Here is a 14,941-nt window from a genome sequence, read left to right as displayed (position 1 = left end):
GCGTTCAGCGCTTATCTGGATGCAGAAATGCCGCCAGGAACGTGGCGACAGCCGCCTCGGCGTGCCGGTGAATCTCCTGCTTCGTCGGAATGGCCGCATCGCCCAGCATCATCACCCGATTGACGGGATCGGCCATGACCAGCCAGTTGAACTGTGACGCGGCGACCGTTGCATCGGAGAACTGCAGCAGGTTCTTGCCGGCCAACTGTTCGAAAGCGCTGCCCATGACTTCGAGCGCCCGTGCGGGCCCGCGCGTGTAAAGCACCTTGGCGAGTTCCGGGAAACGCTGCGCCTCCGCAATCACGAGCCGGCGCAACTGCATCAGCCCCGGCGTCAGGACGATGGTGAGCTGGCGGACGGCGTAATCAAGGAGATAGGCTTCCAGCTGAGCGCGATTCTCCACCTGGGGGAGGCCGGTGTGAACGGCGGTATCTGCCTCGCCCATCATCTGGGTGAGCACCGCGACGAACAGCGCCTCCTTGCTGGAGAAGTGTTTGTAGACCGTCTGCTTGGACACGCCGGACCGACTGGCGATCTCGTCCATGCTGGCTCCGGCATAGCCGGTGCTCAGAAAGACTTCGGCCGCGGCACCGACGATGGCCGCCTGTTTGCGCTCCGAACGAGTGCCAGTCCGCCCATGGGCCAGGTCGGCTTCAATACCGGGTATCAACATTCTCGATCTCCGCTCAAACCCTACTTGACATGATCAAACTGAACCGTCTAGTTCTTATAACGGAACCAAACGGTCTAGTTTGATTTTGCGACTATCCGGCGACCCTCAACAGCGAGTGATGTCATGAAAAGCAAGCCAACCCATCTGACGTGTGCCTGCGGAACCTTACGCCTTGAACTGCGCGGCGCACCGATCATCAGCGCGGAGTGCCACTGCAAGAGCTGCAGTGACGCGGCCGGAAGGCTGGAGACGCTTCCGGTGCCGGCGGCGATCCGGACGATCCATGGCGGTACGCGCTACGTGCTCTATCGCAAGGATCGGGTCAGCCTTTTGGCTGGAACCGAAAACCTGCGGGAATTCCGCCTCGGACCTAACGCTTCAACGCGGCGCGTCCTGGCGTCCTGCTGCAACACGCCTGTTTTTCTCGAGTTCAAGGGCGGCCACTGGCTTAGCCTCTACGGCAATCTCTGGAAGCAGGACGAGCTTCCACCTCTGCAATTGCGCACGATGACCCAGACTGCGCCCGATCGCGCGGGCGTGCCTGATGACGTTCCTTCCGGCGCACTGGCGACGACCGGCTTCTATGGCAGACTTCTCACCGCGTGGATTGCGATGGGTTTCAAAGCCCCCGACATCGCCATCAAAGGAGCTATCGATGCCTAAAATCATCCTGTTCTAAGGCCGGATGGTAGTTGAAGGCCGTTCAGCTGGATCTCGAAGCCAAGCGCATCATCCAGCGCGGGCCGGGAAAGCCGGTCAGGCTTTTCAAATGCCTTTGATACATCTGCTGGCTTAGCCCAGGGAACGGATGTCGCGAGCGACCTCGCTCAGATCATTGTTGAGCTGGTGATCCCTGTCTTCGAGCGTTTGGACCACGGCGTGGGGGATCGCTTTGGCATAGAGGTGAACATGGGCTGTGGGCACCTCGGCGTCGGCGGCGCCGTGGTAGAGATGGACGGGAATGCCGGGCGGGAGGCGTTGTGAGAGATCCTTGCCATCGTCGATGTCATCACTCGGCCAGCCGCCTTCGCCGATGAAGGGCGCGGCGATGATGAATAGCCCCGCGGGCCTCACTTTCGGCGGCTGCTCGGCAAGCACATGCGTCAAAATGGTGCCGCCGACCGAGTGGCCGACGAGAATGGATCCGTCCTCCAGGGCTGCGAATTCGCTGACGAGCGTAGCCTTCCAGGCAGCATAGCGAGGATTGTCCTCGCAGGGCATGTGCGGATAGCGGACGGCATAGTTTTCGCCGAGCTCGCGCTCGAGGCTCGCCACGAGCTTGTTGTCCCAGCGATCGTGAACGCCTTCGCCGGCTCCTTGACCTGCTTCACCATCGCGCCATTTTATTCGCCGGCATGGACGGAGGCAAGGCTGGGCGGGCTATTGCTCATCGCGGCACGCTTTATCGGCGAAGGATTTCTGGGAGCGTTAGGCTTCGGCTAAAGCAATTCTAGCGAACGCCCCGCGGGAGAGCTTGTTTCGCCGCGCAGCCGCTCTATGTCCTCTCCCGTTTCAGCATGAGATCTGCAGGCAGTATTCACCGTAAATTCGGGTGCCGACGGCGTTGTCCGCCGGCCGGCTTGAAGGAGCTGAGCAATGAAAATTCTCATGGTTCTCACATCGCATGATCAGTTGGGAAACACCGGCAAGAAGACGGGATTCTGGCTCGAGGAGCTTGCTGCTCCTTATTTCGTTTTCCGCGACGCCGGGGTCGATATCACACTCGCTTCGCCGAAGGGCGGCCAGCCTCCGCTCGATCCGAAGAGCAATGAGCCGGCCTTCCAGACGGAAGACACGAGACGGTTCGAACGAGACGCGGCCGCAATGGGGGCGCTCGCCAACACGCTGAAGCTGTCCGACATCAACCAGGCGGACTATGACAGCGTGTTCTTCCCCGGCGGGCACGGTCCGCTTTGGGACTTGACGAACGACCGCAATGCGCTGTCGCTTATCGAGGACATGCTTTCGGCGGGAAAACCTGTGGCGCTCGTTTGCCATGCACCCGGTATCCTGACGAATGTGAAAGCGCCGGATGGAAAGCCCGTCGCCAAGGGCCGGGCCGTCACGGGATTCACCGACTCCGAAGAAGAGGCCATGCACCTGGTCGAGGTTGTTCCCTACCTGCTCGAGGACGTCCTGAAAGAGCAGGGCGCAAAGTTTTCGAAGACAGCGGATTGGGGCGTGCATGTCGTCCAGGATGGCCTGCTGATCACCGGCCAAAACCCGGCCTCGTCAAAACAGGGCGCCCGGACGCTGCTCGATGCTTTGAAAAAGCAGGCCGCGGCTTAAGCGCTTCAGCCCCTGAGCACGATTGCTGCCCGGGACGTCGAGATCTCCCTATTTGGCTTGTGCTGACCCGGCCGCAAGCGCGTTTCAACGACGTCTGTGGAACAGCGGCGTTGGAGAGCCAAACGTTCAAACACAGGAAGAAAAGGCACCTGATATGACGAGGAAATATACGGGGCAATGCGCCTGCGGCGCGGTGAGATTTGCCTTCGACACGGACCCGAACTTTGTCGCCAATTGCCATTGCCTGGACTGCAAGAGGGCAACGGGCGGCGAGGCCGCCACGTTCTTCGCCGTGCCGCAAAAGGATTTCACCGTGATCAGCGGCAGCCCGAAGGCGTTTCATTACATCGCCGATTCAGGCAAGGGGCTCGACCGCAACTTTTGCCCCGATTGCGGCGCCAGATTGTTCAGCAGCAACCTGGAGAGCTTTCCGGGCCTCGTCTTCGTGACGCTCGGCAGCCTCGACCGGCCCGAACTGATCAAGCCGGGGGTCGAAATGTTCACCCGGCGCCGGCTGGCCTGGGCAAGGCCGCTCGATCTTCCGCAGTTCGATGGCATGCCTAGCTGAGCCGCGATACCCCTAAAGCGCGTCGCAATCTTTCAGATTTGCTCGTTGCGCTTTAGGTCTTTGTTTCCACGCATATCGTTATCGCATAACCGCTGCACAGTTTTGCGCGACACGCTTTAAGCATTTTTCTTGAAGAAAAATTCGATCCGGTGTCGGATCGGCCAAGCCACGCCCGTCCTAGGTTCGTCCATTCCGTAAATCCAAAAAGGATCACGACCATGCCGAGTACCATACGCTTGCACCGCGTTCTGGCGACCAGCCCGGAGAAAGTCTATCGCGCATTCCTGGAGGCGGACGCACTTGCCAAGTGGCTTCCGCCGAACGGCTTCCTCTGCACCGTGCACCATTCGGAGCCGGTTGTCGGCGGCACGTTCAGAATGTCCTTCCGCAACTTCACGACGGGCAATAGCCACGCCTTCGGCGGCGAATATCTCGAGCTCGTCCCGGGCGAACGCCTGCGCTACACCGACAGGTTCGACGACCCCAACCTGCCTGGCGAAATGGAAGTCACCGTGACGCTGAAGAAAGTTTCGGTCGGCACCGAGGTGGACATCGTGCAGGCAGGTGTGCCTGATGTCATTCCGCCCGAGGCTTGTTATCTCGGCTGGCAGGAGTCGCTGCGAAACCTCGCCAGGGTCGTCGAACCCGACATCCAGGAATAGCGCAAGATCGCGCCGGCCGGACGATAGTCGCCCGGCATTGGCGCCCGGCATCGGCGACATCAACCAATCGCCATGCCGCGTTTGGCCAGGGCGTGGCGGGCGGCCGCAGCGCCCCAGTCGTCGGAAAGGTCCTGCCCCTCGATTTCGCTTTCCGCGATCGGCGTTGCCCGGATCAGCGGTACGGAGCCGAAAGGCAGACTGTCGATCCGGCCTGCGTCGCGGCTGAGCATGATGCGGGTCATCGGGCGGTAATCTTCGGTCAGCCGGCAGAACAGGATGGCGCCGTGCTTCTCGACATCGCGGGCGACGCGATACCCGTCTGCCACGAGGTCGCCGATGTTGATCAACAGGTTCGCCCAGTTTTCGATTCCGGCCGCATCCAGTCTCGCGGCGTCGAATTCCATGAAAAGCTCGCATTCGACGCCATTCTCCGGCTCGGATATGCCGGCCCAGGGTGTCGACAGCCCGTCGGTGGCAAGTGTCAGCCTTCCCGGCGCATGGATGGCGAGGATGCGGCGATGCGGGCCGAACCATTTCGTCTGGGCGTGAATGTTGGCCGTTCCGCGCTCAGCGGCAAAGTCCCCCTGGACTGTACCGTGGCTCTGCCAGAAGACGCGCCGCGCAGCGGCTGCGGTTTCGTAGATCGGGTCGTCGGGGCCGCGCGGCACGATCGTTCGATCGTAATTGGTTTCGAGTGTGATTTCTCCCCGCATGAAGGGAAACTTCGGCTTCTTCCAGCGGATTATCACCTTGTTAAAGCGGGGCACCCCTGATGCACCCAGCTTTTCGACGACATCGGAGATGATATCGAGTGGATGCCTGGAGGCCTCCGGGACATAGTTTCCTTCGGCATCGCGGTAACCGCCCGTCCGGGAGGAATGCCCCGCCTGCATCGTGGTGGCTGTCCATTCGCCGCTGACTGCGCCCGCCGGCGCCTTGCCGAGAGCCGGCGCAAGTTCCCGGATCGCATCGTCAATCGAATAGGATGCCACGTCGCCCCCTCCGCCTTCGCCCATAGATCGTATCCCCCGCGGCCGCTCGGCCCGCGAGCAGAAGCTAGCGCGGAGGCGTCGCCGATCAATAGCGAGGTGGATGGCGCGAGCAGGGGAGGCGCCCAGATCCCTGGGCGCAGGAGAATTCTTTACTTAGGGGTGAGGTGAGGCCTGCGGCCCTATTTGCTTCCGTCGTTCGGCCGCGCCTTGGCGCTATCATTGTTGGTCGACGAGGCGGTTTTTCCGTCCGGTTGCTGCCCGAAGTATGTGCCGCCGAGATGGCCGCCGGCGCTGGTATTCCTCACCTGCCGTTCGGCGCGTTTCTGAAGTTCACGAGCGTTGGTCTTGCTCATTTTTCGGCTCCATGTTTGAGGTGGACCTCTGATCAACCGATGGCGGACGACACTGTTCCATATTTTCTGCCGGCGCAGTGCCCTCTGCGAAGGCGACGGGTTTGAGGGAAACGCTCACTCACCCGCCGTCGGCGCCTCGCTTCGCTGCCGCGCACCCGATGGGAACTGCCGCTGGTTCTCCTCACGAGCCAAGCCGGCAGGCATTTCCGTTTTCTCCAGTCACGGAAATGCTCCATTTTTATATGCGGACACGGTTCCTACCCACCGAAATAGGCGGGATGGTCGATATCGGCGAGGAGGCCGGGCTGTTGCGGCTGCCAGCCGAGCAGCGTGCGGGTATGCTCGCTCGATGTCGGGATGTCGAAGCCGGCGAACATGGCGAACCAGCCGAAATGCTCGGCCGCTTCTTCCCGTGAGAGCGAGACGGCGGGCACATCGAGCCGCCGGCCGATGACCTCGGCGATCTGCCTGAAGGGAACTCCCTCTTCTGCGACTGACAAGAACGGGCCGCCGACGGCGCCGCGCTCCAGCGCCAGGCGATAGACGCGGGCGGCATCGAGCCGGTGCACGGCCGGCCAGCGGTTCTGCCCTTCGCCGATATAGGCCGAGACGCCCTTGCGACGGGCCAAATCGATCAGGGTCGGCACGAAGCCGTGGTCCCCATGGCCATGCACCGAGGGCGGCAGCCGGACGGTGGAGGCGCGCACGCCGCGGGCGACAAGCGATACCGCGGTGATTTCGGAGGCGCGAGGGTAGGTCTCCGACGTCGGCATGGGCGGATCCTTCTCGGTGCCAATGCGGCCGGGGGCAAAGCCGAGGCCGGCTGTGACCAGCAGCGGACGATCGGAGCCTTGAAGGGCTTCGCCGAGCGCCTCGATGGCGCGCCGGTCGGCGGCGCAGTTTTCGGCGAATTTCGAGAAATCGTGGTTGAAAGCCGTGTGGATCACGGCGTCCGCCTCAGCCGCACCGCTCTTCAGACTTTCGAGATCATCGAGCGTGCCGCGATGGATCGCAGCACCGGCTGCCGCCAGTTGATCCGCTCCCTTGTCCGAGCGGGTGAGGCCGAGCACTTGATGGCCGGCGGCGATCAATTCATTGACGACGGCCGAGCCGACCCAGCCGGTGGCTCCAGTGACGAATACGCGCATGTGATATCTCCAGTTTTTGCCGAAGACACATATCGGCTCTGCCTGTATCATGGTAAAGTAGTGATATTATCATGGTATAAAGGCTAACAGGATGGGTGAATTCGTCACCTCGGATAACCGGCTCGGCGCCTATCTGAAGGGGCGCCGCGTCAGGCTCGATCCCGCGGCCCTCGGTTTTGCGGGGGAGCGGCGGCGCACGCCGGGTCTGCGGCGCGAGGAGGTGGCGAGCCGCGCCAATATCAGCCCGACCTGGTACACCTGGCTGGAGCAGGGGCGCGGCGGTGCGCCGTCTGCCGACGTGCTCGACCGGATCTCTCGCGCGCTGATGCTGACGGATGTCGAGCGCGAGCATCTCTTCCTCATCGGCCTCGGTCGGCCGCCCGAGGTGCGCTACCACAGGCAAGAGGGCGTGACGCCGAGATTGCAGGGCGTGCTCGATGCGCTCGACCCGAGCCCGGCGCTGATCCGCAACGCCATCTGGGACGTGATTGCCTGGAACAGGGCGGCGACTGTGCTTCTAACCGATTACGGCGCGCTGCCGCCGGAAGAGCGCAACGTACTGCGCTTCATCTTCCTCGATCCGCGCGTACGCGGCGCCCAGTACGACTGGGAAAGTGTCGCCCGCTTTGTCGTCGCCGCTTTCCGCGTGGATGCGGCCCGCGCGGGTGCCGCGGCCGAAGTCGAGCCCCTCGTCGACGAACTCTGCCGCAAGAGCCCTGAATTCCTGGCGATGTGGCGCGACAATGACGTGCGCAGCCACGGCGAGGGCGCCAAGCACATCAAACACCCCATCCTCGGCCCACTCGCTTTCGAATATTCCGCCTTCCAGGTGGATGGCCGGCCGGATCTCAGCATGGTGGTGTACAACCCGGCGACGGCGGAGGATGCGGCGAAGATCAGGGAGCTGGTGGGCTGAGGCGAGGGCAATTGGTCGATCGATGATAAGCGGTCATCGCCTCGCTGCGGTCTTGGTCGCCGCGTCGGTTTTGATGGTGCTGTCTGCGTCGGCGGCATCCGCCTGAGGCGAAGCCTCTAAGCATGGCAGAGCTGTGAAAAGCTAAAATACTACTCCTGCTAGAAAATTTGTTGACCGTCCCGGTCTTAGCTGCTTTCCTCCCGATAGACCAAGGCGAATGGATCTTGAAGGAGATATCCATGACAGTGCTTGCAAAACCTGTGGCGGTCGATGATGTCAGGAGCGCTTCCGAGAATGACGTGATCTCAGGCAACCTGCTGGATAATGATCTCGCCGGTGGCTCCGGCAACATGTTTCTCAACTTCTTCGACGGCGAGCGGGTGCTTGCCAAGAAGGATGGAGCGATCACCGATATCGAGGGTGAATACGGCACGTTCCACGTCAAGGCCGACGGCTCTTACACCTATACGCTGAACGAGGCGGCCAAGGCGGGCTTAGTTGACGGAATGACGCTGACGGAGACGATCGGCTACAAGATTTCCGACGGCTCCGGCAATACCGATGTCGGCCATTTCACGCTCGACATTCACGGGGTGACGAGCCCGCCGGTCGCGGTCGACGACGCCTTTTCCTTCCGCGAAGGAAGCGAGATGGCCGGCAACGTGCTTGCCAATGATCACGCTGGAGAGGCGGGCACGCTTTTCCTGCGTTCGGTCGAGGGCACGAGCATTCCTGCCGGTCAGGGGCAAGGGCAGACGACCGACGTGGCGGGTGAATTCGGCACCTTCCATTTTGCAGGAGATGGAAGCTTCACCTACGATCTCGATCCGGCCGTAAAGGCGGGCCTCAACGACGGCGAGCATATCACGGAGAAACTCCAATATTACAAGGTCTCCGACGGCGCCGGTCACGCGGATGCCGGCGTGATCACCTTGACCGTCGACGGCGTGACGGACGAGAAGTCGTTGAACACCAATCATGTCGAGGCCCAGGCGGATGTGGTGCGCCCCTTCCTGGACCATTACGAACTCCAGGGGGTCGCGATCGATCCGCTAACCGGCAAGTATTACGTCAGTTCCGGCCATGGTTTCCCAGATGATTCAATGGTGAGCATTTACGACAACGCAGCCGCATTTGAAGCCGACAACGCCAGCGGCGCCATCTCTCTCGGCGACTATGACAAGGGCGAATATGACATCGGCGGAACCTATTTTTCGGTCCGCGGCGGCGAGATCATCGGAAGAACCAACGAGGCGAGAGGCGAGGAGGACCCTTTCCCCGATCAGACCTATCTCGCAAAGTGGGATGCCGCCGACGGATCGCTCGATCAGAAGGGCGACCCGATTCCCGGCCTTATCGGCCAGAACGGGGCGGGTACCTTCGACTGGGGTGGATACACGGCCGTCAATACGATGCAGGATTCGACCGGCATTTACGTCGTCGGCCGCATCGATGATGCTACCTGGCAAGTCTCCAAGATCGATCCCGACACGCTGAACCCGATCGAGTCCAAGACCTTCGCGGCCGGCGGGCTCGGCTACGGCTTTGCCGTCGACGGCACGTTCTTCTTCGGCGATTCCTCCAGCAGCGAGCATATCGGCACGGCCTTCGACTTTGAAACCGGGGTCAAGACAGCGGTCGACGTCAACATCGCCATACCGGGAGACGACTTGATCACCAACGTGGTCTATGATTCAGCGGCGGATAATCTCTACATCACCAACACCGGGATCGACGAAATCTCCGTGGTGCACAATATCTCGGACATACTCTTCGTCTGACGGTCTTTGCTGGCCGAATGCCGACGCCGCCCCGCCCGTTCTCTTTACGGCGGGGCGTTTAACCGGCCGGAGCCTTCGCAAACACAAATCAGCGAATTGCAGCCACGCTACTGCATCGTGCGCGTCTGGATCTGCTCGGCGGTGTGAGCCGCTGATGCGGGCAGCGGGCTGCCTTCCAGGCCGGTCGCGACCACTGAGACGCGGAACTTGCCGTCGAGGCTGCGGTCGAAGATCGCCCCGACGTATGCAGTCTTGCCGTTCCGGACAAGGCCGCTCTCCTGCCAGTACGAGGCGTCTCCGGCTGTCCTGGCAGCAAGAGCGGCGGGCCGTGCGGAACATGGATGGCGGCCGACGCCTTCAGCCGGCCGCGTAGACCCGGTCTCGGCCGATGATTTGGAACCATGATCCCGCCGTACTGTTTAACTGGAAGGCGCGGAAGCGCCGATAACGGGGATGCCGATTGCCGGCCAACCCGGTAAAGACGATCGGCCTTTCGGTTCGCCTATGGAGGAGCACGACATGCAAACGACCCGATCCAAAGAACTGGCGGACGAATACCTGCGGCTTGGCGGCAAACGGCTGGCCAAGATCGATGACAATATTGTCAAGATCCGCCACTGGGATGATGACACGCCGGAGGCCGAGGCCTTCTGGCAGAAGCACATTGAGCCGTTGGATGACAAGCGCCGCGTAGAGGTCGAAACGCACCTTCCCACGATCAACGACAGGTGATCGCGAATCAACGACCGGTGACCGCGGCGATTTCCCGGAGCGCACGACGGCGCCGCGCGTCTGAAAAGACGCGGCAGCCGGTCGTACTCGGATCGCGCCGCTGCGCTTACTGCAGCGTACGCGTCTGGACCTGCTCGGCGGCGTGAGGCGCGGATGCGGGCAGGGGGCTGCCTTCGAGGCCGGTCGCCACGACCGAGACGCGGAACTTGCCGTCGAGGCTGCGGTCGAAGATCGCGCCGACGACGATATCGGCGTCTTCCTGGACTTCGTCACGAATGCGGCTTGCCGCCTCGTCCACTTCGAACAGCGTCATATCCGAACCACCGGAAATTGAGATCAGCACGCCCCTGGCGCCCCGCATCGAGATATCGTCGAGAAGCGGGTTGGCAATTGCTGCTTCCGCCGCCTTCATCGCGCGGCTCTCACCGGAGGCTTCGCCAGTGCCCATCATGGCGCGGCCCATACCTTGCATGACCGACTTCACGTCAGCAAAATCGAGGTTGATCAGGCCTTCCTTGACGATCAGATCGGTAATGCAGCCGACGCCCGCATAGAGCACGCGGTCGGCTGTCATGAAAGCATCGGCGAACGTCGTTTTTGCATCAGCAATGCGGAAGAGGTTTTGATTGGGAATAACGATGACCGTATCGGCGGCCTGGCGAAGCGCCTCGATGCCGATTTCCGCCATCCGCATGCGGCGGTTGCCTTCGAAGGTAAAGGGCTTGGTGACGACGCCGACCGTCAGGATGCCGGCGGCACGCGCAGCGCGGGCGATGACAGGTGCAGCACCCGTGCCTGTGCCGCCGCCCATGCCGGCGGTGACGAAGCACATGTGCGAGCCGGCCAGGTGATCCATGATCTCATCGAGCGACTCTTCGGCAGCCGCATGGCCGACCTCCGGCAACGAACCGGCGCCGAGACCCTCCGTCACATTCGCGCCAAGCTGGATGCGGCGCGTCGCCTTGGAGGTGGCCAGCACCTGAGCATCCGTGTTCGCAGCGACGAATTCGACGCCCGCCAGCTTTTCCGCGATCATATTGTTGATCGCATTACCACCACCGCCGCCGACGCCAATGACTGTAATATGCGGCCGTAGTCCCGAAATGCCGCTCTTGGCGTCCGTCATCGCGCTCTCCTTTGATGCTTCGTTCATGCCCACCCTCGTTTGCGGACGGCGAATCGTGCGTCCACGATACGCGAGCAACAAGGCAGAGGCGAGGCGAAAGACGTCTCGGCGAGAGCGGAGATGACCGGGAAGGGAGCTTGGTTGCGGCTTTGAGGGAGGGAGGATCATGCCGGGAGCTGACATTTATGCTTTAGGAATAGGTCGCGAAGGTAGCCTTACGCCAGAGGCAGACCAAAGATCGAAATTTATGAGGCTCCGCTCGGCGGACCAAGCCCGCCGAGCGGTGTGGGAACCTGCGGTCACGGCGCGGATCGTGTCTCGATCAGCGAAGACGGGTTGAATTTCCGTGACTTCGCGCGGCTCTTCCGCGACCATCTGAAATGCCCCGATGCCTTGTTTCTGGATGGCGGGCGAGGGGTGGGGATCTACAATCCCGAGATGGGCCGTAACGACTGGCCCTGGCATAGCGGGTATGGGCCATGTTTGGCGTGGTGGAATGACGGCAGTTGCGGGAATGCGGCTTGTCCCCGAAACGGCCGGCTGGCGGATGCGACGGTCAGTAGGGCTGGTTCTGGGCTCTTTCGAAGAAGAGGATTGATGGTCCCTAAAATCGACGGGCGTCAATGGGACGATTTGGATATCGGGTGCACAGCCTATTTTGAGAGTACTGTAAAGGCCGTTTTGCACGAAGCAACAATTATGAGAATCGTCTGATAAGTTGTATTGCCTACGGCATGCGCTCTTTGGCAATGCGGAAGCAGAATTACTATCTGGACGGAAGATGTGTCTTTTGCCGAAAAGTATTTACGCAGGCAGATCTCACTGACGAGCACATCATCCCCGAAGCTATCAATGGCTCCTTGGTGATACGCTACGGTTCCTGCAAGGAATGCGCTACGCGCTCCAATCAAGAATACGAGAACCAAGCGCTCAATGTCGACCTTAAAGTCCCCAGGGTGCTATTAGGTCTCCGTGGCAAGTCGAAAGGTAGCGGACCGCGCGACGCGCGACATATGCCTGAGGTCTTTGCAGGCGATTCAGTGATGGGCGAGGAGGGAAAACGCCTTGACTTCCCGATCGAGGACTACCCGAAACACTTCTCGCTAGTGCAGTTTAGTCAGGCGGGGCTCTTAGTTGGAATCGATCGAGGGGCTACTCTTGTTAATCCACGGCTGGCGTTCTTCAACTTAGGGGGCAACGGTCTCGAAAATGTCAGGACTAGGGTTCCGTTTATCAATGGTCCGTTCGCAATGATGATTGCAAAAATTGGCTATTGCTATGCGATGGCTGAATACGGCGATGATTATTTCGATGCCACGGATATCCGAGCGCTTTTGATGGGAACGCGTGATGACGTTTACAACTTTGTTGGCAACGCAGAGAATCCCGAAAGGTTATCGACACGGCATCTTCACGGTCTGTATTTCCGTCGCAGGGCTGAATGGTTGACGGTCTTGGTTCACCTATTTGCTTCCTGTCACTCGCAGCAAGGCACGAATATTTGTAATCCGTACGAGGTCGTAGTCGGGAGAGCGTTGTGACAAATGATAAGAACCCAAAAGACGCTGATCACTCGGCAGCACTTTCACCTTCTATCGAACCAGCCAAAATCCTACCGCCCCGACCCCACCACCGGCAAACACAACACACACCGCAACCCCGCCGCCCCATTCGCCTCCAGCACCAGCGACCCGCCATAAAGCCCCGCCAGCTCACTCACGATACTCAGCCCAAACCCATTCCCCGGCACAAGCTCATCCTCACGCACACCCGGCAGCAGCACAGCTGCGAGACGGCCCGGGGGGATGCCGGGGCCGTCATCATCGATGGTGATGCGGGCGGTTGGGCCGTCGCGGTGGGCGCGGAGGGTGACGTGGGAGGCTGCCCATTTGAAGGCGTTGTCGATCAGGTTTCCGAGCATTTCCTCGACATCGCTTTCGTCGCAGGCGACTCGCAGGCCCTCTGATATATCGGTGTCGAAGGCGATGTTGCGCTCGGCGTGGATTTGGCCGATCGCCCGGTGGAGATCGGTGACCGAAGTCGCCATGTCGGTGCTGGCGACACTGTCCGACGAGGCCATCACCCGGCGGGCGGCGGCGAGGTGATGCTTGATCCTGTTGTCGATCCGGGCTGCGAGGCTGCGCAATGCGCCTTCGGGATCGTTTTGCTCGTCGAGCGCCAGCACCAGGCTCGCCACCGGCGTCTTGAGGCCGTGGGCGAGATTGGCGAACTGCATGCGCGTCGCCGCGAGCCTCTCTTCGTTGGACACCAGCAACGCATTGGTTTTCAGCGCGAGCGGCGCGAGCTCGACGGTTGCCTCATCGGGCAGGCGGGCACGTTCTCCGCGGTTGATGGCATCGATATTGGCCGCTATGGATTTCAGCGGGCGCAGGCCGAAGCGGATCTGCCAGAGCGTGCCGGCCATCAGCACGAGGCCGAGCAGCAGCATGCAAGGCACCAGCCAGAAGAGCGCGCCGAGCGCCGGGCCGACGAGGGCGATCATCGGCGCCGTCGCGGTGATCGTCAGTGTCATGCCGTCAATGCTGCGCACGGCCTGGCGTAGGTAGAGCGGCCCTCTTCCGCGATCACCGCCCCTGCCTGATGTCGGCATGCCCATCAGCACATGGCGCAGGTCCTGCCGGGGCGGCGGTGCGTCTATCGTGCCGTTCATCAGGGAGCGGGAGGTCAGGCGCTGTTGCCCGTCATCGATCTGCCAGTACCAGCCGGATGAGGGGCGATCGAAGGGCGGCGCATCGAGCGGCGCGGAGAGGGCGATCCGTCCCTCAGCGTCACGCGTCACCGCGCCGGCAAGGGCGCCGATTTGGGTGTCGAGGCGCTGGTCAACCTGCTCGCGCACCACCGTTTTGAGCGCCAGCCAGAGCACGATGGCGGCCACAGCGAGCGCCAGCGTCACGAAGATGCCCGAGAACATCAGCAGCCGGCCGGCGATCGATTTCGGCTTGAGGGAGGGGGCCTTCATGGCGTCACTGCTGCCGTCAGCATATAGCCGCGGCCGCGCACCGTTTCGATCCGATCGGCCCCGAGCTTCTTGCGCAGGCGGGCGATGATGACTTCGATGGAATTGGAGTCGACTTCGGCATCGCCGTCATAGACGCGCTCGGTGAGTTCGCGCCGGTCGACGATCATCTCCTTGCGCAGCATCAGGCAGGAGAGCACCCGCCATTCCAGCGCCGTCAGCTTCAGCGGCAGGCCGTCGAGCTCGAAGGTGCCGAGCTGCGCATCGAAGACCAGCGCGCCGCAGACGAGCCGTGAGGCGGCGTGACCGGACGCCCGGCGCACCAAGGCGCGCAGGCGAAGCACCAGTTCTTCCACCTTGAAGGGTTTGGCGAGGAAATCGTCGGCGCCGGCTTTGAAGCTCGAGACCTTATCCGGCCAGCCGTCGCGCGCCGTCAACACCAGAACCGGCAGGTTGCGGTCGCCCTCGCGCCAGCCCTTCAGCACGCTGACCCCGTCGATCTTCGGCAGGCCGAGGTCGAGGATTGCGACATCGAAGAGTTCGGTCAGCCCCGCATGGAGAGCGTCCTCGCCGTTGCGAGCGATATCGACGACGAAGTTCTCCGATCGCAGTACGGCGGCGATCCGGCCGCTCAGGTCTTCGTCATCTTCGACGAGCAGTACGCGCATGAGGCAGGGCTTTCATCGCAGGGCATCTCTGGGGACGGGCCAAAACTATCGGGCCG

At 61.7% G+C, this 14,941-nt stretch carries 17 protein-coding genes and 2 pseudogenes; 10 read left to right on the top strand and 9 right to left on the bottom strand.

Features of this window, described 5'->3' with window-relative positions; genetic code table 11:
* Window positions 1-4: 4 nt before the first annotated feature.
* Window positions 5-673 (bottom strand): TetR/AcrR family transcriptional regulator, encoded by a 669-nt coding sequence (locus ELH03_RS13095; RefSeq protein WP_128404807.1) that lies wholly within the window; start codon window positions 671-673, stop codon window positions 5-7.
* Window positions 674-796: 123 nt separating this feature from the next.
* On the opposite strand from ELH03_RS13095, the gene ELH03_RS13090 reads away from it, so the two are divergent.
* Both ELH03_RS13090 and ELH03_RS38760 read left to right on the top strand, forming a co-directional pair.
* Entirely contained in the window at window positions 797-1,336 is a 540-nt protein-coding gene (locus ELH03_RS13090) for a GFA family protein (RefSeq protein WP_128404806.1), read from the top strand.
* A gap of 29 nt (window positions 1,337-1,365) precedes the next feature.
* Entirely contained in the window at window positions 1,366-1,452 is an 87-nt protein-coding gene (locus tag ELH03_RS38760; protein WP_412034408.1) for a DUF6958 family protein, read from the top strand.
* A 13-nt stretch (window positions 1,453-1,465) separates the two neighbouring features.
* Here the strand turns inward: ELH03_RS38760 and ELH03_RS13085 are convergent, their stop codons facing one another.
* A complete protein-coding gene (locus ELH03_RS13085; protein ID WP_245504877.1) occupies window positions 1,466-1,948 on the bottom strand; it encodes an alpha/beta hydrolase in 483 nt (160 codons plus the stop codon).
* Between the two features lie 321 nt (window positions 1,949-2,269).
* Here ELH03_RS13085 and ELH03_RS13080 point away from each other — a divergent pair, with 321 nt between their 5' ends.
* From ELH03_RS13080 to ELH03_RS13070, 3 genes are all read left to right on the top strand, one after another.
* Window positions 2,270-2,962 carry a type 1 glutamine amidotransferase domain-containing protein gene (locus tag ELH03_RS13080; RefSeq protein ID WP_128404804.1) on the top strand — a complete coding sequence of 231 codons (693 nt, stop codon included), beginning with the start codon at window positions 2,270-2,272 and terminating at the stop codon, window positions 2,960-2,962.
* Window positions 2,963-3,116: 154 nt separating this feature from the next.
* Window positions 3,117-3,530: a GFA family protein gene (locus ELH03_RS13075; RefSeq protein WP_128404803.1), complete on the top strand. Its 414-nt coding sequence runs from the start codon at window positions 3,117-3,119 to the stop codon at window positions 3,528-3,530.
* A 218-nt stretch (window positions 3,531-3,748) separates the two neighbouring features.
* On the top strand, window positions 3,749-4,192 hold the full coding sequence (locus ELH03_RS13070; RefSeq protein ID WP_003560606.1) for an SRPBCC family protein: 444 nt from the start codon (window positions 3,749-3,751) through the stop codon (window positions 4,190-4,192).
* 59 nt (window positions 4,193-4,251) lie between these two features.
* Here the strand turns inward: ELH03_RS13070 and ELH03_RS13065 are convergent, their stop codons facing one another.
* From ELH03_RS13065 to ELH03_RS13060, 3 genes are all read right to left on the bottom strand, one after another.
* Entirely contained in the window at window positions 4,252-5,184 is a 933-nt protein-coding gene (locus tag ELH03_RS13065) for a hypothetical protein (RefSeq protein WP_128404802.1), read from the bottom strand.
* Between the two features lie 179 nt (window positions 5,185-5,363).
* Window positions 5,364-5,537: a hypothetical protein gene (locus ELH03_RS37400; RefSeq protein WP_018074344.1), complete on the bottom strand. Its 174-nt coding sequence runs from the start codon at window positions 5,535-5,537 to the stop codon at window positions 5,364-5,366.
* 257 nt (window positions 5,538-5,794) lie between these two features.
* Window positions 5,795-6,685, bottom strand: a complete 891-nt coding sequence (locus ELH03_RS13060) for an SDR family oxidoreductase (RefSeq protein ID WP_128405580.1) — start codon at window positions 6,683-6,685, stop codon at window positions 5,795-5,797.
* A gap of 91 nt (window positions 6,686-6,776) precedes the next feature.
* Here ELH03_RS13060 and ELH03_RS13055 point away from each other — a divergent pair, with 91 nt between their 5' ends.
* A complete protein-coding gene (locus ELH03_RS13055) occupies window positions 6,777-7,601 on the top strand; it encodes a helix-turn-helix transcriptional regulator (RefSeq protein ID WP_113548071.1) in 825 nt (274 codons plus the stop codon).
* A gap of 239 nt (window positions 7,602-7,840) precedes the next feature.
* The gene (locus ELH03_RS13050; protein ID WP_113548072.1) at window positions 7,841-9,382 is read left to right on the top strand and encodes a cadherin-like domain-containing protein; all 1,542 of its coding nucleotides are present in this window, start codon (window positions 7,841-7,843) and stop codon (window positions 9,380-9,382) included.
* Between the two features lie 107 nt (window positions 9,383-9,489).
* Here the strand turns inward: ELH03_RS13050 and ELH03_RS13045 are convergent.
* Window positions 9,490-9,624: pseudogene (locus ELH03_RS13045) on the bottom strand (cell division protein FtsZ); the annotation flags it as partial.
* A gap of 211 nt (window positions 9,625-9,835) precedes the next feature.
* Here ELH03_RS13045 and ELH03_RS13040 point away from each other — a divergent pair.
* Window positions 9,836-10,114 carry a hypothetical protein gene (locus ELH03_RS13040; RefSeq protein ID WP_113548073.1) on the top strand — a complete coding sequence of 93 codons (279 nt, stop codon included), beginning with the start codon at window positions 9,836-9,838 and terminating at the stop codon, window positions 10,112-10,114.
* Window positions 10,115-10,220: 106 nt separating this feature from the next.
* On the opposite strand, the gene ftsZ is transcribed toward ELH03_RS13040, so the two are convergent.
* Window positions 10,221-11,240 (bottom strand): cell division protein FtsZ, encoded by a 1,020-nt coding sequence (gene ftsZ, locus ELH03_RS13035; protein ID WP_113548104.1) that lies wholly within the window; start codon window positions 11,238-11,240, stop codon window positions 10,221-10,223.
* A gap of 279 nt (window positions 11,241-11,519) precedes the next feature.
* Between ftsZ and ELH03_RS37935 the strand changes: the two are divergent.
* Both ELH03_RS37935 and ELH03_RS13025 read left to right on the top strand, forming a co-directional pair.
* Window positions 11,520-11,740, top strand: a pseudogene (locus ELH03_RS37935) (phosphodiester glycosidase family protein); the annotation flags it as partial.
* A gap of 249 nt (window positions 11,741-11,989) precedes the next feature.
* Window positions 11,990-12,781, top strand: coding sequence for an HNH endonuclease (locus ELH03_RS13025; RefSeq protein WP_245461820.1), 792 nt, complete (start codon window positions 11,990-11,992; stop codon window positions 12,779-12,781).
* 71 nt (window positions 12,782-12,852) lie between these two features.
* On the opposite strand, the gene ELH03_RS13020 is transcribed toward ELH03_RS13025, so the two are convergent.
* Both ELH03_RS13020 and ELH03_RS13015 read right to left on the bottom strand, forming a co-directional pair.
* Window positions 12,853-14,220 carry a sensor histidine kinase gene (locus tag ELH03_RS13020; protein WP_130766390.1) on the bottom strand — a complete coding sequence of 456 codons (1,368 nt, stop codon included), beginning with the start codon at window positions 14,218-14,220 and terminating at the stop codon, window positions 12,853-12,855.
* A complete protein-coding gene (locus tag ELH03_RS13015; protein ID WP_113548076.1) occupies window positions 14,217-14,885 on the bottom strand; it encodes a response regulator transcription factor in 669 nt (222 codons plus the stop codon). The genes ELH03_RS13020 and ELH03_RS13015 overlap by 4 nt, the downstream gene beginning before the upstream one ends.
* Window positions 14,886-14,941 lie beyond the last annotated feature (56 nt).

This window comes from Rhizobium beringeri (genome assembly GCF_004306515.1).
In the GTDB taxonomy this organism is placed as follows: domain Bacteria; phylum Pseudomonadota; class Alphaproteobacteria; order Rhizobiales; family Rhizobiaceae; genus Rhizobium; species Rhizobium beringeri.
This window is presented reverse-complemented; position numbering and strand designations above follow the sequence as displayed.